The organism is Chryseobacterium subflavum (assembly GCF_055762745.1).
The window spans coordinates 35,574-60,631 of the sequence record NZ_JBVTMR010000002.1; the positions used below are offsets into that span (position 1 = coordinate 35,574).

Sequence of the window (25,058 nt, forward strand, 5' to 3'; positions counted from 1 at the left end):
CCGGATAAGATGAAGAAAACAGCTGTTTGCACTATAGAAAACTCTACAATTACCATGAACGGGAATATGGTCTTCTCAAATAAGGAAACAACATTTCAGGAGTTTGCTAAAGAAGCCTACAAGAACCTTGATCTTAATTATCCTAAGTTCCATAAAATGGATCCGCTAAGCAAACTTGCTTTTTTAGCCGCAGAAATGCTTCTGAAAGATCAGGATAACAGCAAAACCGCTTTGGTTTTTGCCAATAAATCATCAAGCCTGGATACGGACTTTAAATATCAGGAAAGCATCAATTCCAACGAGAATTATTTTCCCAGCCCTGCGGTCTTTGTGTATACATTGCCTAACATTTGTGTAGGAGAAATAAGCATCCGACATAAAATGCAGACTGAAAATGCTTTTTTCATTTTAGACGAATTTGATGAAAATTTTTTAAACAATTATGCCCAGCAATTACTGAAGTCGGGAAAAGCAGAAAATGTATTGTGTGGCTGGGTGGAACTATATCAGGAAAGTTATAAAGCTTTTGTATATTTGCTCGCATTATAAAATATCATTGGTAATCTGGCACATTGTTATAGGGTTACCTTAAAATAATAATTATGGAAGATTTAAAATTAGAATTAAAACACAAAATTATAGAAGTTCTTAACCTTGAAGATGTAGCTGTTGAGGAAATCAAAGACACAGACCCGTTATTTGGTGGTGGTTTAGGATTAGACTCTATTGATGCGTTAGAACTGATTGTTCTTCTGGATAAGGATTATGGAATAAAATTAGCTGATCCAAAGAAAGGAAAAGAAATTTTTCAATCTATCGATACGATGGCAAAATTCATCGAAGAAAACAGAACAAAATAATTAATGGGTCATAAAATTGCCATAACAGGAATGGGCATCATTTCTTCCGTTGGCAACAACGTGGAAGAAAATTTTATTTCGCTGACAACAGGCCGGCATGGCATTTCGGACATCCAAATGTTTGAAACCCGCCATGCAGGATACATTAAAACAGGTGAAATAAAACAGTCTAATGAAGAACTTGTACAACACCTTCAGCTGAATGAAGACAACAATGTTACAAGAACCTCTTTATTGGGAATGATTGCTGCAAAAGAAGCTGTAGAAAATGCAGGAATTTCCGATATCAATGCCTTCAGAACAGGCCTGATTTCCTCGACTAGTGTCGGAGGAATGGATATTACTGAAAAGTATTTCTACAACTATGAAGACTTTCCTGAAAAGCAAAAATATATTGATGCTCATGATGCAGGAAACTCCTCTTTAGCCATTGCAGATTATCTGGGCTTAAAAGGAATGGTATCAACAATAAGTACCGCATGCTCATCGGCAGCGAATGCGATCATGATGGGAGCTAAGCTTATTAAAAATGGGGTGCTGGATCGTGTGATCGTAGGCGGAACAGATTCTTTATCCAAATTTACACTCAATGGGTTTAATACCCTAATGATTCTTACTGATTCTTATAATACTCCTTTCGACCAGAACAGAAAAGGATTGAATCTAGGTGAAGCAGCAGCTTTTCTGGTGCTGGAGTCTGATGAAGTTGTAAAAAAAGAGAATAAAAAGGTTCTTGCCTATCTTTCAGGTTATGGAAATGCAAATGATGCCCATCATCAAACCGCGTCGTCTGAAAACGGACAAGGTGCCTATCTTGCGATGCAGCAGGCATTAAAGGTTTCCGGAATCAACAAAGAGGAAATTAACTACATCAATGTTCATGGAACAGCCACTCCCAATAATGACCTGTCGGAAGGAATTGCAATGATCCGTATTTTCGGAGAAGGAAATGTTCCCGAATTCAGCTCCACCAAAGCTTTTACAGGACATACATTAGCCGCTGCGGCAGGAATAGAAGCAGTTTATTCCATTTTAGCCATTCAGCACGGCATTATATTTCCGAATTTGAATTTTAAAACTCCTATGGAAGAATTCAACCTGGTTCCGGTTACTGAACTTAGGAAAAAAAATATCAACCATGTCTTATCCAACTCATTCGGATTCGGAGGAAATTGTTCAACACTAATTTTCTCTAAGCCATGAGTTCAGTGTATATCAATGGAGCTTCATGTATTTCGGTACAGGATACATTAGCTGAAGATTTTTTTGGTCAGTTCAAACCTGAAAACTCTATACCAATTGTAAAGGCAATAGAACCGGCATATAAAGAATTCATTCCCGCAGCAATGATCAGGAGGATGTCTAAAACGGTAAAAATGAGCTCGGTCGCATCTCACTATGCCTTGAAAGAAGCTGGAATAGAAAAACCGGATGCCATTATTGTAGGAACCGGAATGGGCTGTTCTCAGGATTCTGAAAAATTCTTAAAAAATGTAATCGACAATCAGGAGGAGTTTTTAACTCCAACCTATTTTATTCAGTCGACGCACAATACCGTAGCCGGCCAGATTGCTTTGGCTCTACAATGCCACGCTTATAATTTTACTTATGTCAATACTTCTTCAGCTCTAGAGTTTTCCCTACTAGATGCCAAACTTCAGCTTACCGATGATGAGGCTGAAAATATACTTGTTGGCTGTACGGATGAACAGACCGAAAGAACAATGGAACTTTACCAACTCCGCCACATCATTAAAAAAACCGAACATTTTCCTGTTGATTTTTTAACATCAACAACAAAAGGTGTACTATGGGGTGAAGGTTCAAGCTTTTTTGTCATTGGAAAAAATAAGGCGGAAAATTCTTATGCCCAGATCAGGGACATTCAAATAACCAATAAACTTGAACAGCAGGAAACCGAAAGATTTATTGAAGCTTTTCTCGTGAAGAATAATCTTTCTCTTACCGATATTGATGCCGTAATTTTAGGATTCAGTGGCGATCAGGAATCGGATACGTATTATAAAACAGCAATGAACCTGTTTCCTGAATCAGCATTGCTATATTATAAACATTTAAGCGGAGAATACAATACGGCAAGTGGTTTTTCAACATTTATGGCATGTCATATTCTGAAAAATCAACAAATCCCGGAGATCATGATGATCAATTCTATAAAAAAGAATGCGATTAAAAATGTGCTTTTGTATAATCATCTTTTAGGAAATGATCATAGTTTGGTATTGTTAGAAAAGGTATGATAGGATAAAAGGACGGAATTTTTAATCTTTACATTTCAAAATCGTTAAATTGTAAGCGGGTAACATCTGGTATGTTCTCAATTTTTTAGATTTTTCGTTCTGCTGTGTCAAACCCCGGATGAAAAATTTTAGATTGGAAATTCAAAAAAACAATACAATGAAGCATTATTCAATGATCCTGTTTTATATATTCTGTAATGTATTTATTTATGCATTTCACGGGAGCTTTTGGGTATATGTATTCTGCTTTTTGCTTTTTTCGGCATTTGTGGTTTGGGGTTCCTTTGATATTAAGCTGGGCTATTTTGTGAATAGCATTACCCATAAAAAAACAAAAGTTAAAGAGGTTGCCCTTACTTTTGATGACGGACCGACTGAGTTTACACCTCAATTTTTAGATCTGCTTCAGGAACATCACATCAAAGCAACATTTTTTTGTATTGGAAAACAAATTGAGAAATATCCTGATACGTTCAAAAGGATTATTGCCGAAGGTCATAACATTGGAAACCATACGTATACCCATTCTAACTCAACGGGTTTTCTACCGACAGCAAAAATGACTGATGAAATAACAAAATGTGATGAAATAATTGCCTCTGTGGGAAACACCACAACCGTATTATATAGGCCTCCATTTGGAGTGACCAATCCTTCCATAGCTAAAGCAATTAAAAGAAGCGGAAAAATAAGTATCGGCTGGAATGTACGATCGCTGGACACCGTTATAGAAGATGAAAGGAAAATCTACAAAAGGATTACATCTAAAATAAAACCCGGCAGCATTGTGCTTCTCCATGACACTTCAGAAAAGACCTATCGTGTTTTGGTAGATTTATTGCTATTTTTGAAGAATAAAAAGTATTCTGCTTTTACTATTGATTCAATTATAAAATCAAATAAAAAATGATTAAAAATATTGCTTTCGGAGCATTTTTATTGGTTTCAGGTTTCTTTTTTGCTCAAAACACAGCAATGACAGGAAACGAGGCAAAGGCGTTTGTAATGAAGGTATCATCTGAAACACAACAAATCAAAACGTTGCAGAGCGACTTTACCCAAACCAAAAAAATGGATTTCCTGGATAAGAACATTGTCACCTATGGTAAGATGTCTCTTAAATCGCCCAATATGCTAAGCTGGAAATACACCAAGCCTTATCAATACAGCATTGTTTTTAAGGAAAATAAAATCTTTATCAATGATCAGGGGAAGAAATCCTCTGTTGATGCAAAAAGTAAAACATTTGAAAAAATTAACAAACTTATTGTAGGAAGCTCCAATGGAAAAATGTTTAGTGATCCCGAATTCATCGTCACCTACTTCAAAAGCTCTGCTTACAATATTGCAAAATTTACTCCTAAATCTGCTCAGCTCCTGAAGTACATCAAACAGATCGAGTTATATTTTCCTAAAAATGAATCCACCGTTGCCCAGGTCAATATGCTGGAAGCATCGGGAGATACGACGAATATAGTTTTCAAAAACACAAAGATCAATGCCCCGATTTCTGTATCAGAGTTTTCTTTATAGTACTCTTCTACTGTTTTTCTTATCCTGTAAGACCTATCAGCTTAATGATGTAAAACCTGCACCAGGAACTGAGAAATCTGTTGAGAACTTATATTTTTCTTCAAAAGAAGATTATGTGTATAAATGCCAGATCGATATTTATAAAAATCACGTGAGTGGAATTCTTATCATAAAAAGGATCAACGAAACGACACATCGCGTGGCATTGACATCAGATTTTGGGAATAAGCTTATTGATTTTGAAATTTCAGATCAAGATTTCAAAATCAATTATATCATTCCTGATCTCGATAAGAAAATCGTAAAAAACTTCCTGAAGAATGATTTTCAACATCTTCTGAAGCAGACCTATCCGGTACAGGAAAGTTTTGAAAATGATCAGTCAAAGATTTTTGTCTCTCAGGAAGACCACAACAAGTATTATCTGTTTTTTGATAAAAAGGACGGCTTGCTTCATCAGATCATGTATACAAGGAATAATAAAGCAAAAATCGATTTTAGTTTTGAAGCAAAAAAACATATATTCGCGGATAGTATCAATCTTCAACATAAAGATTTCAAGATCAATATAAAGTTAGTTCAAATAACAGAAACCGAGTAACAGATGCAAACCATTCTTACAGACTTTTATACTCTAAAATCGTACGACAAAGCGGAAAACGGAAGCTTCGTTGCCCATATCAGATTAAACAGTGATCACGAAATTTTTAAGGGACACTTCCCGGGAAATCCGGTTACGCCCGGAGTGTGCATGATGCAAATTGTAAAAGAACTTACAGAAGAGATCACCGGTTCAAAGTTGTTCTTAAAAACAGCTTCCAATGTGAAGTTTATGGCCATCATTAATCCTTTTGAAACACCCGACCTTACTGTACAGCTCGATATTAATGAAGGAGAAGATGAGATTAAAGTAAAGAACACGACTTTATTTGGCGAGACTATTGCATTAAAGATGTCTGTACATTATAAAAGATAGAAATTATGAAATTCATCTTATCGCTGGTAGCCGTATTTACATTTTTCTTTCAGTCCTCTGATCTGGAGTCATTGAGAAACAGCTATGCGAAAGCCAATCAATCGAACGCCAATACTCAGTCCTTTATCAATATCGCGGAAAAACAGTCTTCAACTGATCCCGTTATTTCCGGTTATAAAGCAGCTGCACAAATTATGGAAGCCAAGGTAACCACTGAAAAAGGAAAGAGAAAATCTTTTGTAAAAACAGGAGCAACAAGTCTTGAAAGTATTATTAAAAATAATCCTAACAATATTGAATTGAGAGTGATCCGCCTGAGCGTTCAGGAAAATATTCCTAAAATTGTAGGATACCATTCCAGTTTAAAAGATGATAAATTATTCATTCTGAACAATTACAGCAAGCAGAATCAGGCTTTAAAAAGCTATATTCAGAGATTTGCAGCGCAGTCTAAAACTTTTACTCCAGCAGACAAAGCTTCATTAAAATAAAACAATGACCCTTCCTGAAGTACAAAATACAATTTCCGAAAAGAAAATCTGTATTTTAATTCCCACCTACAACAATGAAAGAACACTGGCAAGAGTTATTGATGGTGTTTTAGAATATACTTCAAACATTATTGTGGTCAATGACGGATCCACGGATTCCACAGCTCAGATACTGAACGGCTATCCGCAAATTACAGTCATTACACTTCAGGAAAATAAAGGTAAAGGAAACGGCTTAAGAACAGGTTTCAGAAAAGCAAAAGAATCAGGATTTCATTATGCTATAACAATAGATTCTGATGGCCAGCATTACCCGGATGACATACCGGTTTTTACAGAAGCCCTTATCAAAGAAAAAGAAGATGTTTTGCTCATCGGTAACCGAAATATGTCTCAAGACGGAATTCCTAAGAAAAGCAGCTTTGGAAACAGGTTTTCTAATTTCTGGTTTTGGTTTGAAACTGGTATTAAATTAGAAGATACCCAATCTGGCTACCGTCTGTATCCATTACTAAAGATCCCCAAGAAATATTTTACCCCAAAATTTGAGTTTGAGATTGAAGTTATTGTAAGATCTGCATGGCGGCATATTCCTGTAAAGAATGTTCCTGTTAAGGTTCTATATGACCCTGCAGAAAGGGTTTCTCATTTCAGGCCATTTAAAGATTTTACCCGGATAAGTATCCTGAATACCATTCTTGTTACGATTACCCTTTTCTACATTATTCCAAGAAATTTTATTAATAATTTCCGTAAGAAAAGTCTCAAAAAGTTCATTAAAGAGGATGTGCTTGAAAGTGATGGCAGTAACAGAACGAAAGCTTTTTCCGTTGCATTAGGTGTATTTATCGGACTGTCACCTTTTTGGGGATTTCAGACACTGCTTGTTATTTCCTTATCAGTATTATTTAAATTAAATAAGGTGCTGGCTTTTGTCGCATCCAATATAAGCTTACCTCCCTTTATTCCTTTTATCATTGCAATCTCTTTATTTATCGGTGCTCCTTTCGTACATGGTGAAAGCAATGTTTTTAACCAGGAATTAAATTTCGATCTGGTAAAGAATAACCTCCTTCAATATGTTATCGGCAGTATGATCCTTGCAAGTATAACATCTGCTATTTCAGGTGCTGCAGTCTATCTTTTTCTTAATAAAGTAAATCCTGAATAATTAATTTATTTAAATACAACCCCTGAAAATAACAATAGGGTTAATATAACAGTGATAAATATCGAAACGATAACCAACACCATTTGAGCTGTTGCATAGGTCCTGGCTTTCTCGTCCTCTTTTATTTCAAAGGAAAAATTAATTTTATGAGGACTTTTGATAATCCACCAGATAAACAACAACAGGATCAGGTTAAGAATGATGGGAAAAAATAAAAACATTTTGCTGCCAAATCCATCTGTATTTTTCCCATATCCGTGGATAGGGATAATCTCGGGAATGGAATCATATACACTTATTAAATAACAAGTGTAGCACACAATAATAATAAAAGGAATACTAAATAAGATTTTAATCTTCTTCGAAATCATTGAATCGTTTTTACTTATACTCAGAATAATGTAATATTATTTTGAGCCTGCAATATAGTATTTTAAATAAAAAACTGCATAGCCTTTCGACTTTGCAGTTTGAAGTTATTAATTGATTGTAGTACTATTTTTTAGTTACTTTCTGCGAATATAATTTGCCATTCTTATCTAATAACACAAGAATATAAGTACCTGTGTTCAGCTGTTTAATCGATATTGTATTTCTTTCAACTTTTGTCTGCAAAGCTATTCTACCGCTTGCATCAAATAATCTGGCCTCCACCGGAACGAAATCGGCGTTGGATTTGAAATTTAAAAGGTCCGCACTCGGATTAGGATAAACTGTCAGCAGTTCTTGTGTATTTTGCACTTCCTTCACATCAAGATGTGTTCCTTCCACAACATGCAATGTTGTATCCGGGGTAACATTACTAATAACATCTACCAATCCGGAAGGCCATTTTACGACCACTTTTCCGATCGTTGTTGCTTGCCCGATTCCAAAATGAACATTAAGAGTATTCATATTCATAAAACCTACCCCACTTTGCACATCCCGAATCTGTTTACCCCATTCTCCGTAAATCTCAACTCTTGCCCCGATTCCATTTCTGTTACTCTGGGTTCCCCTCAATGTCACTTTTAACCAGTGATTAGAATTTCCGTCATTAATCATGATCGTTTGTCCACTTTGAATGTCCAGGAAACCATCGTTATTCAGATCACCTATTGGACGCTTGTTAAAGTCAAGACTATAAGGATTAAGGTTAGGAGTGAATTGGAAGTTTCCATTGCCAAACATAATTGTATTTCCAGCTCCCAATACATCTAGAAATCCGTCATTATCAAAATCATAGGCCACATATTCCCTGCTTAGATTGCTTATAATATCATATCCGGAGCCTACAGATACATCAGTAAAGGTACCGTTACCATTATTTTTCATGACTCTGCTCAACCCGTTTGAGGTAGAGTTTATCCCTATGATAGCATCCATCCAGCCATCGTTATTAAAATCCCCCCATGCAGAGGACCATGTCTGTGTAGGATTCGCCATATTAGCCGCCACTGCCACATTCGTAAACGTTCCATCACCATTATTCCGGTGCAGCTCATCTACGTTTCCTCCTGGCCCTGAACCTCCACCACTGCATTTTGCAATATAAAGATCCATATCTCCGTCATTATCATAATCAATCCAGATAGAACCATAATTACCTCCTGAAGGAAAATCTCCCAATCCTCCCTGGTTATGGTTCATATTAGTACCATCATTCAAATAGAACCGGTTCGGCGCATTATCATCACATACAAAAGCATCAAGCTTTCCATCTTTATTAATATCTATAAAATTGGTACGCTGTGTCAGGAATGTTTGGGGTTTTCTGTCAGAAGTGTACCCTGTTCCATCTGCATTGGCCTTTAAAAAACAAATGCCATTTCCCGAACCATATATCAGATCATTAAATCCGTTATTGTCATAGTCTCCAGCTGCTATGCTCCAGCTAGGGGTAACTGTGGTGTTGGGAACGTTATAGGTAACCGGATTAAAAGTTCCTCCCGGCTGCTGGTAGGAGATTGCAATCTGCGTGTTACTCAAAACCGATACAATATCATCCAGATAATCCCCGTTCATATCTACTACACAATTATTATAAGTACCATAAACATTACCGGACTGCGGGGTAAAAGACACCCTGTTGACAAGCGGAGCCGTTTCAGATACCGTGAAATTGAATCCTGAACTGGACCACTTATTATCAAAAACAATATAATATGTTGTGCCGGCCTGTGCTGTAAATGTTACCTGAGAAGCGTTTCCTAAAAAATCATCATTCGCCGTTACACAGGTCAATGCTCCGCAGGTGCCTTTAAATATAATCTCCCGGGTATCAACATTTTGTCCTGTAATGACTGTTGAGACGGTAACACTCCTATCCTGGGTCGCGGTATATTTGTACCATAACCCGGCCGTACCAGGCAGTCCGATATTACATGCCGTAGTAGCTGCAGTTCCGGTAATTACAGGTGCTGTATTTGTTCCCAGCACCACATTCAATGCAGAAGCACACGTTAATTGTGCAATTCCCCAGGTTATATTGAATAACAAAATAAAAAGGGATAAATTTTTTCTCATGTTTTCTTCAGGTTGTTTAGTTTTTAGGGACAGTTTTGGTTCAAAGAATTGATCCATTGATTTAAGAGGGCAACCCCTTCATCATGCACAATCGTTCTCCCCAGCAAAGGCATTCTCTTACTTTCATCTACAGAAGAAAGTCTGAAGCTCATCACTGATTTGTTATGATTTCCAGGTGTTATAATTCTTTCCAATGAGGCATCTATCGGTTCATCTGCCAGTACACAAACTCCCATATTGGTAAGGTTTGTAGTCTGGTTAAAGCTCAATCGGATAGCCCGATAATCACAACGTGCATTCTGCTGATGGCAGTGAGCACAATTAATATCCAGATAGGATCGTAACCGGATATCCACAGGTTTACTCGTATCTTTATAATTCACTGTAGAAACGATGTTTGCAGGATAGCTGACTAGGTAACCCTCGTCAACCAGTTTTTGCAATTGATTTTTAACTCCTCCAGGGTAATTGTATGTTGTATTTAAATTCTGGGGCTTTACCCCAATAGGGACAGGCTTATTGTCTAATTTGTGACATGCATAACATTCCGATTCCGATGGAATTCTGTAGTCAATATTCAGGATTTCATTATTTTCTTTTTTAAATGTAATATTTTTGGAGCTTCCGCTGGTAAAATCGTTTCCGGATACGAGGTTGGCTTCTGTCTGGTTATCATTCCATAAATATTCGGCAAATATCCATCCACTGGATTTTCTTATCATTAATCTCGTTTCCAGAATTTTCGTTGTATTACCGGGCTGTATGGTATTGTAATAAAAACTTTTTATCAATACAGTGCCAACAGGAAAGTCCAATGTTTTGCTATCACCATCAAAAGTAGCTTTTGTACCTTTCGGCATCCAGATAAATCTTTTCTTTAAAGCATAATCTGTAAAAAGCGAACTGGCAGGTTCATAAGGTATTACTTTGGGTGCCGGAACCAGGTTCTTCAATTCGCCGGTGAAAAAAGAATAAGTAGATAATTTTGCATAGGGAATAGCATTAATATCGAAATTAACACGGGGATTTTCAACGCCTATTCCTTCGATTCTCTCATCTTTACAGGAGTACATAATAAGAAAGGACAAAAGAAATAAAAAATAGATTTTCTTCATTCATTTATTAATTTTAAACAAACGAATATAATTAATAAATTCAAATGTTTTAAAATATTTTTCACTTAAAAGTAATTTTTAATTAAAATAATAAAACAAATTGCCCTAAATAAAACAAATTACTCAATAAAATAACTGAGAATACAAGCAATCCCACAAACACATATATTTTTATCCCCAATAAAAATCAGATAAAATATGATCACTAAATATTCAATAGTATTAAAGGGAATGGGAAGGTTTTAAATAGAACAGTCTTAATTCAATTTTCTATCGGATTTTCTCAGATATTTTTCAACTTTCCTTTTGTCCGGGACAGTTGTGATTTCTTTCGTCAGAGCTTTTTCGAAAGCTGCCTTTGCCTTATAAAAGTCTTTCTTACTGAGATAGTACTTCCCCGCCTGGTAATAAACAAGCCAGAAATCTGGGTTTAAGGATTGATAATGCCGGATCCAATCTTCTGACAGCATTTCTCCCGTACGTTCTGAAGCATCATCTATCTTGTTATGAAGCTTTTTGTATTCTTCATAATTTTTAAATTCCCGGGAGTCTAAGAAAGGATCTTTAGATATATTGAGGCTGGAAACAGCAAACTCTCCGGATTTCAAACGATCTGCGGAAAATATCCTGTTTAAATCATAACAAACAAATTCGCCCAACTGATAAGGATTAGAAGAAACCCAGACTAATTTCTTCTGAGGTGAAAATATAACGGCATGATGAGCCAGCAGCTGGTTAAGGGCTTTTTCATTTCCATATCCTATCTTTTCACCTTTTAAACCTGATCTGTCCCTGAGAATCGAAGCCATCTTTTCAGGATTTAATTTTTTGTTCTCCTGAAGAAGCTCCTGAAGTTTTTCATATCGATATCCTGAATGGCTTTCCAGAATATGTTTTCTGTTTTTCTTATCATCTTTATAAGACTCGGATTGAAAATGATTGGTACAAACAATACGACTTGAATTCTGAACCCGGTAAACTCCAAAGTTGTTGGGAGAAACTTCAATTATCACTGCATTTTTATCATTGGCGCTTCCTACCAATATAGATTCTGAAACGAAAACCTTTCTTTTCTTAGCAATAGCAATGGCTTCGTCAATATTTTTAGCATACTGCAAAATCTCCCTGGTTACAAGAGATATTGGGGTTTTTGCGGTTAAGGGAATTTTGGATTTCCCTGCGTTGATGGTCACCGTGATTCCTTCTTTATTCATTCCGGAAACCACCCCGATCATTCCGGGCCAGCTGACAGACATATAGGGAATACCTTCTTCAGGTTCTATAAATTCTACAAGCTTATTTTTTGCAAAATCGTCTCCAACATAAAAATCAAAATTTCTACCAATCAGCAGGTCTCCATCTTCCGTATTATCATTCCAAACTGCCAGGGAGCTGCATCCCACCAAAGCAAGATCCTGCATGGCGTGGCCAATATCATGAGCTCCATGAAGGTATAGGCTTCTTAAATACCTTGGAGCAATAAAGTTGTACTGATCAGAGGAATAACGGGACAATCCGTATAGTTCAGCCTGATAATCTTCCCTTACATTCAGGTACATCTTCCTGTTATACCATTTTAGAAATCCTCGTAGTAATTTTTGCTTAAAATTGGATGGTACAAATCCTTCTACCTTAGAGAAAAAAATGGCTTCCTGCTTCTGCATCAGGTCTTTCGTCAATGCACCATTATTGTATCCCAGCTGTAAAGGATTTCCCTTGATATACAATTCCCAAAGCTGCTGCCGGTTCTTCGTTAAATAATTCTGATTAAAACTAAAGGTAGAATCGTTAATCCTTTCAACTTTGGGAACTTCCAAAGCATATTGTTTTACTTCAGGAAGATGATGTATGGATTTTTGGATACCACATGAGACGAGCGTAATAGTGCATAAGAGCGAGCATACTATCTTACAGATATCAACAATACGTAAGATAGAAAAGGAAGATTGAAAACCCTCATTCCACTTTCTATCATCCCGAATTGAAAACCTGAAATTAACTCTCTTTGTCACTCTTTGTATCCATTTTTTTCAAACGATCATCAATAAGTCCTTTCCCTAAAATCTCGGCACAGGTATTAAAAGCACCTATGGTCACGCCTAAAATACCATGCATATTAACAGTCTGTCCGGTTAAAAAAAGATTATCAATTTTAGTCCTTGGTGAAACCATTGTTTTCAATGGGGTTTCAGAACTTTTTATATATCCGTACATATTTCCTTCAAAACTTCCTATATAATCACGATAAGAAAGCGGTGAAGAGGTGTATATATGTTTAATCGATTGTCTGAGATCCGGAATTTTCTTTTCCAGCGCATCAATCATCCTGTTGGCTTTTTCCTGCTTGAACTTTTCATATTCTTTCCCTCTTTCATGCTCATCCGTTACTGTATTGACTGTTTTCTCCCATTTTTTCACCTCATCAAAATCCATATAAGTAATTGCTGTCATACTTTCTGCAAATTCAGGATGATGCTTCGATGGCGTGGAGCTTAGCATATACGTCTCAGGCCAGGTTTCATTCTTATACTGATAAGCATTCCAAACCTGTTCACTGCAAGAATAATGGTAGATGTTGTGATTAAAATAGGATATAATTCCCGGCTTCAGAACAATATAGACACTGAAGCAGGAAGAAATAGGTTCCCAGCTTAAAACCCTGTTAAGAAAAGATTTTCTTAGTCTTTTCTCGTTGATCAGCTTTAGAGTAGAACGGATTTCCATGTTGGAAATAAACTTTTTAGCAGCATATTCCTTACCCGTTTTAGTCCTTACGGCTACCAAAACATCCTCATTAAAGATCATTTCAGAGACTTCAGAATGCTTGTGAACATCTGCACCATATTCCCGTAATTTGCGGATGAGCAACTTGGAGATCTGGCTTCCTCCTTTCACACATTTATAAGCACTCTGAATACAGGAATTAACGGTAAGTGCATGCACATAAAACGGGGTATTTTCAGAATCTCCGCCATACAGAAAATTAGACCCTAATAATATGGCCTGCAGCTTCTTATCAGAAGTAATTGATTCTATGAATCTCCGGGTATTGAGGTGAAGGATCTCCTCATTGTAATGATCTTTTCCAACCACATTATATCTGGGGAAATGATTACAGACGTATTGTACTCCCTCACAGTATCTTTCAAGGTTTTCTTTTTCATGAGGAAAGAAACGGGATAATTGAAAAACAAAGTTCTCATAACCCTGCGCATGAGGATATTCTGTATCATCTCCGTCAAAAGTTATTTTATCAAATCCGTTTAGATCCATTTGATGGATTTCCAGATCATCCATAATTTCCAGATAGGAAAAAAAACGGTTCAGGTTCTGGCCTTTTGAAAGCCCTCCAAGATAATGAACACCGGTATCGAAAATAAGTTTATTACGGGAAAAGGTCTGTAGATTACCTCCGTACTGATTGTTTTTCTCCAATACACATACCTTAAGACCTTCTTTCGCTAAAATCAAAGCCGAAACAAGACCTCCTAAACCGCTGCCGATTACAAGTATGTCATATTCTTTTTTCAAAAGTAGCGTCTCATTTCTTTAAAGCTAAGAAATTCAGAGGTTAAATTATTAAGCGGACGTATTTATTTTTGCTTCTTCCTTGCATTAAGATTATGCAAGGACAAAAACAAATACAGTAAGCTTCATTGATCTAAACTTCTAAAGAAATCTTAGCAGTTGGAGTTATTGTTAGTTTTTATGCCTTAAAAGTATAGAAAATTAATTAATATCATCCCAGAAATCAAAATAATTGAACCATTGCAGCGGATATTTTTTAATCATATTCTCCAGATTCTCGACATAAGAGTTTAATAACCCCTGAGCGTCCCGTTTTTTTACGTGTGCAACCCTTGCATATAAATGGTAATGGAGATTCTTTTCTTTCATAACATAAACGTACACCACAGGCACTCCTAACCTGGAAGCAATAAGAAACGGGCCTGCCGGAAACTTGGCACTTTTCCCCAGCAATTCGGTTTCCAGGAATTTAGAGCCTTCAAAGTAGCGATCTCCTGTAAAGCAAATCAACTCATTTTTAGATAAGGCGGTATTGATATCGAAAATATGGGACATATCATCTTTAACGTAAATAAATTTGATATTGCTTTTTTTAACAGCAATACTGTCCATATATTCTTTAATGGCTGTAACTTCCTGATCCGTAGTCACTAAATTAATCTGGCAATCGAAATCAATATCTGCAAAAAAATGTTCCGCGATTTCAAAATTTCCGATATGAGCACTGATAAGTACGCCGCCTTTTTTTTCATTAAGAAGGTCCTTAAGATTCTGGATCCCATCAAATTCGTAGGTAAACCGATCCCTTAAGCCAACCGATATGGCTGTCTTATCGATAAGAACCTTTCCAAAAGTAAAGTAACTTTTAAATACAGCGATTTTTGACTTCCAGAAATTATACTTTAATCTTTTGTTGAAGTAATAAAAGATATACTGATTACTCTTTCTTAGAAACAGAAAGTAATAGGTTGCTACAAAATAAAGCACAAAATATGAACTTCTGATGCCGATATTTCTAATACAGTAAACAAATATCTTATATCCTGATATTGTTCCTTTAGACTTACCTTTCCACTTGTTCATTTTTGATCTGCCTGATTTTTATAATAAAAAATAAAGTTCAGTCGATAGTTTATGCGTTTTTGTTAGCTATTTTGTTTTCAATAGTGTTGTAGAAGTCATCAAATGTGACCATCTTTTTAAAATCGGCTTCGCCTAACTTCACTCCGAAGTTAGCCTCAATAATGACAACCATGTCAATATAATCTAAACTGTCTAAACCTAAAGTTGTTTTAAGGTTAGCGTCTTTGTTTATCTCATCGCCATCTACCTCAAATTCATTTACTAAAAAATCATTAACGATAGCAACAATTTTTTCTCTTTCCATCTTTTTTAATCAAATTTTTTTACAATTAATGCCGAATTGGTTCCCCCAAACCCAAAAGAATTCGACAAAAATACGTCAATTTTTTGATTTTTTGTTTTAGATACCAAATTTATCCTTTTTGCCTCTTCATCGGGATTTTCAAGATTGATGTTCGGAGCTACAAAACCATTCTCCATCATCAGCATCGAATAAATCACTTCGCTGGCTCCCGCCATCCAACATTCATGTCCTGTCATTGATTTTGTAGAGCTTACCGGAACTTCGCTGCCAAAAATCTCGTAGATCGCACGTGCTTCATTAGCATCTCCTATCGGAGTAGATGTAGCGTGTGCATTGATATAGTCTATATCTTTAGCACTTAATCCAGATTGTTTTAGAGCTCTGTCCATTGCTAAAGCAGGACCATCTACATTAGGAGTAGAAATATGTCCCCCGTTTGAAGAAAAACCATATCCTATAATCTCGCCTAAAACAGGAACTCCCCTCCTTTGGGCAGATTCAAGGCTTTCGACGATTAAGGTCGCCGCTCCTCCACTCGGGATCAATCCGTCACGTGCAGAATCGAAAGGTCTTGATGCCTTTTCAGGTTCGTCTTCCTTTACAGAGAAAACACCCAGCCCATCAAAACTGGCCATTGAGTATTTATTGGTCTCCTGAGCTCCGCCGCAAACAATCATGTCTTGCAGACCGCTTTTGATCATCAGATAAGCAAGCCCCAGAGAATGTGATCCGCTTGCACAAGCTGCGCTGATGGTAAGGTTAATTCCTTTGAGTTTAAAAATCGTAGATAGGTTCATGGTCACCGTAGAGTTCATAGACTTGAAAATGGCACCTGATCCCATCAATGTAGTATCCTTCTTTTCCCTGGCAATATCAATCGCTTCCACTACAGCCTGAGATACGCTATCGTTCCCATACAAAATACCTACTTCATGATCTTCAAGAAAACTATCGCTGACCTGAGCCTGTTTTAAGGCGTCTACTGTAGCAAGATAAGCATATTCACTTTCTTCTCCCATGCTTACACGCTGTCTTCTGTTCAGAAGACCTTTAAGGTCCGGTTTAGGAACTTGTCCTGTTAACCCTGATCTGTATCCGAATTCCTTTCTTTCCTTTTCCAGAACGATCCCTGATTTGCCTTGATATAGGGACTCTTTCACCTCTTCTAAAGAAGTTCCGATGCAAGAATAAATTCCCATTCCGGTAATCACAACCCTATTTTCCATCTTTCTTATGCTATTGATTATGAATAAATACCACCATTAATATTAATCACTTCTCCTGTAATATAGGAGGATTTTCGTGAAGCCAGAAATGCAACCAGATCAGCCACTTCTTCAGCCTCCCCAAATCTGTTTGCAGGAATCATTGCCTTTAATTCATCTTCATTAAACTCCTGTGTCATATCTGTTCTTATAAATCCCGGAGCTACTGCATTTACCGTGATATTTCTTTTGGCAACCTCCTGCGCAAGTGCTTTTGTTGCACCCACTAAGGCTCCTTTTGCAGCGGAATAATTGGTTTGTCCGGCAGTTCCTTTAACACCGGAAACTGAAACCATATTTATAATCCTGCCATATTTGTTACGCAACAATTTCTGAATGAAAAAATTCGTAACATTGAAAAAACCATTTAAACTGGTATTAATTACACTATTCCAGTCTTCGTTCTTCATCCACATAAACAGACCGTCTCTGGTAATCCCTGCATTATTTACGATCACTTCAACCAATGCATCGGCATTACTTTCCTGCCAATCCCCTAAAACCTTAAGGGTTTCTTCGGCATTTCCCACATCAAACTTAAGAATTTCTCCAGTGGCTCCAAGTTCTTCAACTTTTGCCAATGTTTCCTTTGCTGCCTCTTCATTAGAAGTATAGTTGATCAGTATATGATAATTTTTCTCCTCAGCCAGTTTTATACAGATTGCCCTTCCTATACCTCTGGAACCACCTGTTACAATTGCACATTTCATCTCTTAGAATTAGTTTTAATTTTGAAAAAGTTCTGCATTATAAAACCATTTATTTCCCACCAGGGATCCTGTTTTATCAATAAAACCCCATTTTCCGGATTTCTTCACTCTGGAAACGCCTTCATTAAAACCTTTATTTTTTTCATTGAACCCAAAGCTTACTGAAATATCATAATCCATCGGAATAACAAGCTTACCGGAAGTATCAATGAATCCCCAATTCTTTCCTTTTACTGGAGCCAGGTTATCATTGCTAAAAACCTCAGCATCATTATATGCAGGTTCTACTACAAAGTTTCCTTTCATATCAATATATCCCCATTTTCCTCCTGAATATGCAGGAGCTAAATTTTGATTAAATGCCCTCGCCTTATCAAACTTAGGCTCTATCGCCCATTTTCCTGCTTTGTCCACAAATCCTATTTTTCCGTTTCTGCGGGCGTAGGTAATGGGCTGGTTTCCAAAATCCCAGATCTTATCCGCACCTTCAGCGATGGAAAAAATACTTCCATCAATAATACCATAAGCTTTTCCTTTCTGCGCCCAGGTTGCTCCGTTCTTATATTCTCCGATATCGTTATATTCCACAGGAACAATCACTTTTCCGGCTGTATCAATAATTCCCCATAATCCTTTCTGAGAAATCCTCGCATAACCATTTTGAAAGGGTTTGATAACATCATATTCTGCGGGTATTACAACCTTTCCGCCCGTATCAAATGCTCCGATTTTATTTGAAACTTTCATTAAGGCAAGTCCATTGTTAAAATCGTATAATTTATCCGAATACGGCATGTTTAGCTTTTCTCCATTCTTATTGATATAGAACCAAATTCCGTCACGTTCCACAGCACAAAGTCCATCATTGAAATCCCTCGCCTTCGTGAAGGAAGGTTCGATAGCCATTTTACCATCTTTCCCTACAAAACCCCACATATCTTTGATTTTCACAGCTGCTAATCCGTCAGAGAAACTTCTTGCTGTTTCATATGCAGGTTCAATTACGTAATTTCCCGATTTATCAATATATCCTATTTTCGCCTTTTCTTTTACCAATGCAAGCTGCTGAGCAAATATACTTTGCCCCAATACGATAAGAGAAAGAATCAACACTTTTTTCATCCTTTGTTGTTTTTAAAATATTGTTTCACCTCTTCCAGATAAGGGTACATCACCATATCGTCAGAGAATGCCGGGATGATTTTTCTGATATCATCATATAAGCTTTTTGTTGAAGAGGACACTTTATTCTGGAAGCCAAGATATTCGATTGCCTGAACAACTGTGATCGCTTCTATACTTAACACCTCAAAAGCATTTTCTATTACTTTTCTGCAAATAACCGCTGCATTCGTTCCCATACTTACAATATCCTGGTTATCATTATTGTTAGGAATACTGTGGACATACATAGAATTCGACAGCATCTGGCTTTCAGCAGTAGTAGAGGTAGCTGTAAATTGAACACCCTGCATTCCGAAGTTAAATCCTAATTTTCCTAAATTAACAAAAGGAGGTAAAATTTCATTGATCTTGGAGTTCAAAAGATAGTTCAATTGTCTTTCTGCAAGCATCGTTAATTTAGTTACGACCAGCTTTAGTTTATCCATCTCCAGCGAAATGTAATCACCATGGAAGTTTCCACCATGATATACATGTTTATCTTCAACGTTGATGATTGGATTATCATTTGCGGAATTGATCTCATTCTCAAGGACTTTCTCTGTGTATTCCAAAGTATCCAGTACAGGTCCCAAAATCTGAGGAACACATCTTAATGAATAATATTCCTGAACCTTTTCTTTAAATACTTTTTCCTGTTCTTCGAAGTGGGTATACAAATGATCTTCTCTTTTTCTGATCAGTTTACTGTCAGATAAATGGGCTCTCATTTTTTCAGCAATTTTCTGCTGTCCATAATGTCTTTTAGTCCCGTTTAAAACCTCTGAGAAATGATCATCATAAGCCTGAACAATCTCATTAATCGCGCAGGAAAGCTTTATGGATATTTCAGTAAGCTGGTTCGCTTTATAAGCATTTACAGCTCCGATACCAGACATTACAGAAGTTCCGTTCATTAAAGCTAATCCTTCCCTGATCTCAACTTTTATCGGCTCTAATCCTTCCGTTTCAAAAACTTTTTTTGTTGGTTGCCTATCTCCTTTATAAAATACTTCCCCTTCACCAATCAGAACCAATGCCAAATGGGCAAGCTGGACCAAATCCCCACTTGCCCCCACTCCTCCATGTTCAAAAACAAGAGGGATAACATCTCTGTTTATCAATTCTTTAAGTAAATAAACAACAGAACTATGAACACCGGAATTTCCCAAAGACAGAGTATTAAGTCTCGCCAACATACAAGCCTTAACTTCGGCTGCAGGAAGAGGATTCCCAATTCCTGAAGAATGGCTTCTGATCAGGTTATACTGAAGCTGATGGGTGTCTTCATCACTGATTTTAAATTGAGCCATTGGCCCAAAACCTGTGTTTACACCATATATTACTTTATTCTTTGAAAATTCTTTTAAAAACTGAAAGCTTTCTTCCACTCTTGTTAAAAGTGTATCATCCAGTTCTATTTTCTCATTTTCAATAATAATTTTTTGAAAATCCCTCAGTTCTAAAAAGTTGTCTATTTTCATTAATCAGAAGTAATAGTAGATAATTTTATAAAATATTAATTAATTGTCACTAATTTTGCGGCAAAGATAGAAGTTATTATTAAAATAAAAAATCAAAGATGGGTAAAGAGTTTGTAGACGTTCTTGTAATCGGTGCCGGACCTTCAGGATGTGTATCTTCCTCATACTTAAAGAAGAACAACATCAATGTAAAGGTTGTTGAGAAAGCCAGATTCCCAAGATTGGTCGTTGGCGAAAGCCTAATTCCCAGAGTAATGGATCACTTTGATGAAGCCGGACTTTTCCCTGCCCTGGACAAAATGAACTTTGAAAAAAAGCTGGGAGCCCGCTTTCTGAGAGGTAATGAAGTCTGCCTGTTTGATTTCAGTGACAAATTCGGAGAAGGTTGGGACTGGACCTGGCAGGTTCCCAGAGCTGATTTTGATAATACACTTGCCAACGAAGTCATCAATAAAGGAATTGACCTTGAATTTGAAACAGAAGTAATCGACATCAGGTTTGAAGGAACCGATTCTGTGACCACTGTAAAAAATAAGAATGGCGAGATGAAAGAGATTCATGCAAAATTCGTTATTGACTCCAGTGGTTATGGAAGGGTGTTGCCTCGTTTACTTGATCTGGAAAAACCTTCAAAACTATCTCCTCACTCCGCTATTTTTTCGCATGTTGAAGATATCAATAGAGAAACGGGAACGGAAGGAACCTTAATCTCTTTCGATATCATTGAAACTGAAGTATGGCTTTGGGTCATTCCTTTTTCTAATGGAAATACAAGCGTAGGAATTGTAGGTCCTACAGATTATATTGAAAAGCTTGCAGAAAATGGTGACACAACGGAAGCTCTCAGAAAAGCAATTTCACTCTCGGATTATTATGTGAAACGTTTTGGAAACGTAGACTTTATCTTTGAACCTAAAAAACTAGTTGATTACTCTTGCTCTGTAAAAAAACTATACGGTGACGGGTTCGCCCTTACCGGAAATGCATCAGAATTTTTAGACCCTGTTTTTTCATCGGGGATGGCTTTTGCTACAGAATCCGGAATGCTGGCAGCCAAACTTGCCATCAGACAATTGAACGGGGAAACTATTGACTGGCAAAAAGAATATTCTGATTACATATTATACGGTGTGGATGTTTTCACCACTTATGTAAAAGAATGGTATACAGGAAACTTACAGGAGCTGTTTTTCCACAGACCGGAAAACGAAGATGTCAAAAGAAAAATATGTGCGGTCCTGGCGGGTTATGTATGGAATAAAGACAATCCTTTTGTAAAGAAGCACGATACCGTCATAAAAAACCTTGCTAACCTGATTAAAATAGAGAAACAACAACAAGAATTACAATAAAAAGCGGCCTAGTTTCAGGCCGCTTTTCTATTAGTTTAAAGTACTTTATTTCTTTTATCTATCTCATATCAATAAAAGTAATCGGTTTCCTGCTGTTGGGATTATGTACAACTTTAGATAAAGTCTCAAATTCCACAATTTCAATCTTAGGACTTACCCTTAGCTTAGCCCGGAAGTGGTCCCGTACTTCGCTTACGAAATCTTCAGACTCACTATCCGTACTGATTTTAATAATGATCTCATCCAGCCCGATTTCATTAGATTGAATAACAATCTGATAACATTGTAAATTATTAAAATCATTCAAAATATCATTCATCGCAGGTGGATAAAGTGTTGTCCCTTTATATTTGATCATCTGCTGCTTCCTTCCGATCACAGGTCCAAGACGCATGGTGTTACGCCCGCATTGACAAGGCTCATAATGTGCTTTTACAATATCTCCTGTTTTAAATCGAAGCAATGGTATAGCTTCCACATCCAGAGTAGTAATAGTCAATTCACCACTTTCACCTTCCTGTACAGGATTTTCATTATCATCAAGTATTTCTGTAATGATCAGCTCCGGATGCTGATGTCCACCCACCTGAAACTCACATTCGGTAAATGCCGTACTCATTTCTGTGGAGGCATATGTAGAAAAAAGTTTAATATTCCATTTCTCCTTGATTTTCTGCGAAAGAATATTATCTGTAAAATCCTGGTTTTTGATACTTTCCCCAATACAAACAGCTCCATAAACGCTGGAATTTTTATAATCAATCCCATTCTTTTCTGCATAATCGATCATTTTTAGGAGAAAAGAAGGAACTGTGATCAGGTATTTAGGCTTATACCTGAAAATAGAATCCCATTGTAATTCCGGAATTCCAGGTCCCATCCTTACAACACTGGCACCCATTTTCCGCAGTCCCAGAAAATAAGCTAAACCCGCCATAAATCTTTTATCGATCGTAGTAATCATCTGCACTACATCTCCTTTCTGTACTCCCGCACAGGCAAAAGAAATAGCTTCATTATAAGCCAACCTTTCGAGATCTTTATCAGATAGCCCAAAGGTTACCGGATCTCCTAATGTTCCTGAAGTCGTACTGTAATCTACAATCTCCCCTGGAGGAATACAGAAGAAATCATGGTTATGCTGCTGCAGATCATTTTTGGAGGTGGTAGGAATCTTCCGTAAATCTTCCAAAGATTGAATATCACCACTGCTGATATTATTTTCTTTAAATAATCTCTGGTAAAACGGCGAGTTCTTTTCAAGATAAATTAGAAGTTCCTGAAGTTTTTTTTCCTGAAACTGTTTAATTTCGGGAAGGTTTGATTTTTCGATTGATGGATAGAATTCCAATGATTTTATTTTTATGTAACAAATTTATTAAATAAAATATTGTAGAATGTATTCGGGTACAATGTATTCATGATTTTTAATTGTCGTGTATCCCCGATATGTTATCTGTGAAATGTAAAAGTTTGTGTATTCATGTTTCCTGCAGTATTGGTTGTTGTCACTTTTAGTGTATGTACACCCGAACCTTTAGGACATTTTTCATCAAAAAGATAAACGAAATTATCTTTTATTCTTGCAAAACGAAGCCATTTCCCATCCAGTTCCGCACGAAATGATTCTATATCTCCAATATCCGTTTTCCCTCTGAGGATCAAAGAACTGCCTGCTATAAGCGCACCTTCTTTCCAGTTTGGAGAAACCGATGGCACACTACTATCCAAAAGAATTCTTGCTACCCCCAATCTCTTAAACTGTCCTTCGACATAGCTACCATTCCACTTTCCTTTAATGAACTCTTTATCACTTCCATAGTTAAGCTCAATTACCAAGCGGTTCTTTTCGTCATCATTTAATTTCCGGTTGGGTTTTATTTTCAGAGCATAATGATCATGAATGGGAACATAGAGATTGTGTAATATGACAGCATTTGAAACTGCATCCGCATCAGATCTTTCAGACATTTTAAAATTAATTGCGTCATAAAGAGCATTTTCGCTCAAATTGATTTCCGCATTCTCTGTTTTTATTGTCCTTGCTTCATTAGGATGTATTGTCTGGGCACTCTCAACTATTCCTTCTGAGGTTTTAATCCATTGGATTTGGGTTATTAGCCGACTGGTATTTCCATTAGTATCTTTTAATACAATTTCAATATTATGAATCGCATCATCAGGAAGGCTTATAATCCCATTTGATCCGGAACTATAATCGGGAAGCTTCATTCCCGGTAATACTGACAAATGCTGAATACTCATTTTATCACGAATGAACTTTGCGTAATCGATACAACCATTGATATACCGGGTATCGTCATAACTCACTTTATCTATTGTAAAGCTGTATATCAATTGATTATCCATCAAAAGCTGTGCTTTATAGATCCCGAGATTAAAGCCCTTATTAGCTTTATCCACAGCTTTAATGGCTAAGCTCACGACCGGAGAATTGACATATATGATATTGGCCGTATAAGTATTTCCTGATTTTTTAACAGAGACATCATTCGCTCCAGGTTCATAGCTACTGAACCGTCTGTCATACCAATACAAACCACTCACTATGGGGGCAACATTGTCCGGAATGTTAAAACCAAACAACAACGGATTCAGGCACTCTTCCGTTTTTGTATCTCTGATTTCAAAATGCAGATGGGGTCCGGCGGATCCGCCGGTATTTCCACTTAAAGCGATCATCTGCCCTTTCGCTACAGGAAACTGGCGTGGAGAAAAAGTAATATCCTGCTCCCACTTTTCATCTTTATACTGCTTTTCTTTTACGAATGCGTCAAGCTGATCAAAATATTTGTTTAAATGGGCATAAACAGTAGTATAACCATTAGGATGTGTAATATAAACAGCATTGCCAAAACCATAGCGTTCAACCTTTATTCTGCTTACATAACCTTCCGCAGCAGCTACTACGGGAAGATTTTCCTGACTGTTCGTCCGTATATCCAGCCCCATGTGAAAATGATTTGACCGTACAGCACCGAAATTAGCCGCCAGCTGTATCGGGATATTTAAAGGATTTCTAAAGTAGTTTTGAGGATAGCTATTTTGAGCCAGCATCAGGTTCCCGCTCACAAAATAAATAATAAGCAATAATCTGGAAATGGTTTTCATTCAAATGGTTTTTATGTGTTATCTTAAAATTACGAAATTTTGGTTAATTATCAGAAAAGGATAAAACCAAATGATAAAATGTATAATTTGAAAGTGGGTTCTAGCCCATTTTTATTAATATAAG

General features: G+C 36.8%; 24 protein-coding genes. 11 read left to right on the forward strand and 13 right to left on the reverse strand.

Annotated elements, in window-relative coordinates; translation table 11 throughout:
* Positions 1-9: 9 nt before the first annotated feature.
* The 10 genes from AC0INN_RS09435 to AC0INN_RS09480 all read left to right on the forward strand — a co-directional run bounded on the left by AC0INN_RS09435 (position 10) and on the right by AC0INN_RS09480 (position 7,292).
* Positions 10-549, forward strand: coding sequence for a beta-ketoacyl-[acyl-carrier-protein] synthase family protein (locus AC0INN_RS09435; protein WP_273649903.1), 540 nt, complete (start codon positions 10-12; stop codon positions 547-549).
* 53 nt (positions 550-602) lie between these two features.
* Positions 603-860 carry a phosphopantetheine-binding protein gene (locus AC0INN_RS09440; RefSeq protein ID WP_172281119.1) on the forward strand — a complete coding sequence of 86 codons (258 nt, stop codon included), beginning with the start codon at positions 603-605 and terminating at the stop codon, positions 858-860.
* 3 nt (positions 861-863) lie between these two features.
* A complete protein-coding gene (locus AC0INN_RS09445) occupies positions 864-2,063 on the forward strand; it encodes a beta-ketoacyl-[acyl-carrier-protein] synthase family protein (protein ID WP_273649905.1) in 1,200 nt (399 codons plus the stop codon).
* Positions 2,060-3,121 carry a beta-ketoacyl synthase chain length factor gene (locus tag AC0INN_RS09450; protein ID WP_273649907.1) on the forward strand — a complete coding sequence of 354 codons (1,062 nt, stop codon included), beginning with the start codon at positions 2,060-2,062 and terminating at the stop codon, positions 3,119-3,121. The genes AC0INN_RS09445 and AC0INN_RS09450 overlap by 4 nt, the downstream gene beginning before the upstream one ends.
* A gap of 157 nt (positions 3,122-3,278) precedes the next feature.
* Positions 3,279-4,031: a polysaccharide deacetylase family protein gene (locus tag AC0INN_RS09455; RefSeq protein WP_273649909.1), complete on the forward strand. Its 753-nt coding sequence runs from the start codon at positions 3,279-3,281 to the stop codon at positions 4,029-4,031.
* Entirely contained in the window at positions 4,028-4,654 is a 627-nt protein-coding gene (lolA2, locus tag AC0INN_RS09460) for a flexirubin biosynthesis/transport protein LolA2 (RefSeq protein ID WP_306612951.1), read from the forward strand. Before AC0INN_RS09455 ends, lolA2 begins: the two co-directional genes overlap by 4 nt.
* Positions 4,620-5,255 carry a flexirubin biosynthesis protein LolB2 gene (gene lolB2, locus AC0INN_RS09465; RefSeq protein WP_306612953.1) on the forward strand — a complete coding sequence of 212 codons (636 nt, stop codon included), beginning with the start codon at positions 4,620-4,622 and terminating at the stop codon, positions 5,253-5,255. The genes lolA2 and lolB2 overlap by 35 nt, the downstream gene beginning before the upstream one ends.
* A gap of 3 nt (positions 5,256-5,258) precedes the next feature.
* Entirely contained in the window at positions 5,259-5,630 is a 372-nt protein-coding gene (locus AC0INN_RS09470; protein ID WP_172281131.1) for an ApeI family dehydratase, read from the forward strand.
* Between the two features lie 5 nt (positions 5,631-5,635).
* Entirely contained in the window at positions 5,636-6,121 is a 486-nt protein-coding gene (locus AC0INN_RS09475; protein ID WP_273649915.1) for a hypothetical protein, read from the forward strand.
* Positions 6,122-6,125: 4 nt separating this feature from the next.
* A complete protein-coding gene (locus AC0INN_RS09480) occupies positions 6,126-7,292 on the forward strand; it encodes a DUF2062 domain-containing protein (RefSeq protein WP_273649917.1) in 1,167 nt (388 codons plus the stop codon).
* A 5-nt stretch (positions 7,293-7,297) separates the two neighbouring features.
* Here the strand turns inward: AC0INN_RS09480 and AC0INN_RS09485 are convergent, their stop codons facing one another.
* The 11 genes from AC0INN_RS09485 to flxA form a co-directional block, all read right to left on the reverse strand.
* Positions 7,298-7,663 carry a hypothetical protein gene (locus AC0INN_RS09485; RefSeq protein WP_273649919.1) on the reverse strand — a complete coding sequence of 122 codons (366 nt, stop codon included), beginning with the start codon at positions 7,661-7,663 and terminating at the stop codon, positions 7,298-7,300.
* Positions 7,664-7,787: 124 nt separating this feature from the next.
* Positions 7,788-9,800: an FG-GAP-like repeat-containing protein gene (locus AC0INN_RS09490; protein ID WP_273649921.1), complete on the reverse strand. Its 2,013-nt coding sequence runs from the start codon at positions 9,798-9,800 to the stop codon at positions 7,788-7,790.
* A gap of 23 nt (positions 9,801-9,823) precedes the next feature.
* Positions 9,824-10,915: a hypothetical protein gene (locus AC0INN_RS09495; RefSeq protein ID WP_306612956.1), complete on the reverse strand. Its 1,092-nt coding sequence runs from the start codon at positions 10,913-10,915 to the stop codon at positions 9,824-9,826.
* Positions 10,916-11,172: 257 nt separating this feature from the next.
* Entirely contained in the window at positions 11,173-12,840 is a 1,668-nt protein-coding gene (locus AC0INN_RS09500) for a C45 family autoproteolytic acyltransferase/hydolase (protein WP_273651066.1), read from the reverse strand.
* 70 nt (positions 12,841-12,910) lie between these two features.
* Positions 12,911-14,446: a phytoene desaturase family protein gene (locus tag AC0INN_RS09505; RefSeq protein ID WP_273649926.1), complete on the reverse strand. Its 1,536-nt coding sequence runs from the start codon at positions 14,444-14,446 to the stop codon at positions 12,911-12,913.
* A gap of 198 nt (positions 14,447-14,644) precedes the next feature.
* On the reverse strand, positions 14,645-15,526 hold the full coding sequence (locus AC0INN_RS09510) for an LpxL/LpxP family acyltransferase (RefSeq protein WP_273649927.1): 882 nt from the start codon (positions 15,524-15,526) through the stop codon (positions 14,645-14,647).
* Between the two features lie 49 nt (positions 15,527-15,575).
* Positions 15,576-15,830 carry an acyl carrier protein gene (locus tag AC0INN_RS09515; protein ID WP_172281149.1) on the reverse strand — a complete coding sequence of 85 codons (255 nt, stop codon included), beginning with the start codon at positions 15,828-15,830 and terminating at the stop codon, positions 15,576-15,578.
* A 5-nt stretch (positions 15,831-15,835) separates the two neighbouring features.
* Positions 15,836-17,056 (reverse strand): beta-ketoacyl-[acyl-carrier-protein] synthase family protein, encoded by a 1,221-nt coding sequence (locus AC0INN_RS09520; protein WP_172281151.1) that lies wholly within the window; start codon positions 17,054-17,056, stop codon positions 15,836-15,838.
* A 17-nt stretch (positions 17,057-17,073) separates the two neighbouring features.
* The gene (gene flxB / locus AC0INN_RS09525) at positions 17,074-17,805 is read right to left on the reverse strand and encodes a flexirubin biosynthesis SDR family reductase FlxB (protein WP_273649931.1); all 732 of its coding nucleotides are present in this window, start codon (positions 17,803-17,805) and stop codon (positions 17,074-17,076) included.
* A gap of 15 nt (positions 17,806-17,820) precedes the next feature.
* A complete protein-coding gene (locus AC0INN_RS09530; protein ID WP_273649932.1) occupies positions 17,821-18,927 on the reverse strand; it encodes a WG repeat-containing protein in 1,107 nt (368 codons plus the stop codon).
* The gene (gene flxA, locus AC0INN_RS09535) at positions 18,924-20,450 is read right to left on the reverse strand and encodes a flexirubin biosynthesis tyrosine ammonia-lyase FlxA (RefSeq protein WP_273649934.1); all 1,527 of its coding nucleotides are present in this window, start codon (positions 20,448-20,450) and stop codon (positions 18,924-18,926) included. The genes AC0INN_RS09530 and flxA overlap by 4 nt, the downstream gene beginning before the upstream one ends.
* A gap of 98 nt (positions 20,451-20,548) precedes the next feature.
* Here flxA and AC0INN_RS09540 point away from each other — a divergent pair, with 98 nt between their 5' ends.
* Positions 20,549-21,802: an NAD(P)/FAD-dependent oxidoreductase gene (locus AC0INN_RS09540; RefSeq protein WP_273649936.1), complete on the forward strand. Its 1,254-nt coding sequence runs from the start codon at positions 20,549-20,551 to the stop codon at positions 21,800-21,802.
* Between the two features lie 58 nt (positions 21,803-21,860).
* Here AC0INN_RS09540 and flxY read toward each other — a convergent pair whose 3' ends face one another.
* Together flxY and AC0INN_RS09550 are read right to left on the reverse strand one after the other, a co-directional pair.
* Positions 21,861-23,153 (reverse strand): flexirubin biosynthesis putative acyl-CoA ligase FlxY, encoded by a 1,293-nt coding sequence (gene flxY / locus AC0INN_RS09545; protein WP_273649938.1) that lies wholly within the window; start codon positions 23,151-23,153, stop codon positions 21,861-21,863.
* Between the two features lie 101 nt (positions 23,154-23,254).
* Positions 23,255-24,934, reverse strand: coding sequence for a M23 family metallopeptidase (locus tag AC0INN_RS09550; protein WP_306612962.1), 1,680 nt, complete (start codon positions 24,932-24,934; stop codon positions 23,255-23,257).
* Between the last annotated feature and the right edge of the window lie 124 nt (positions 24,935-25,058).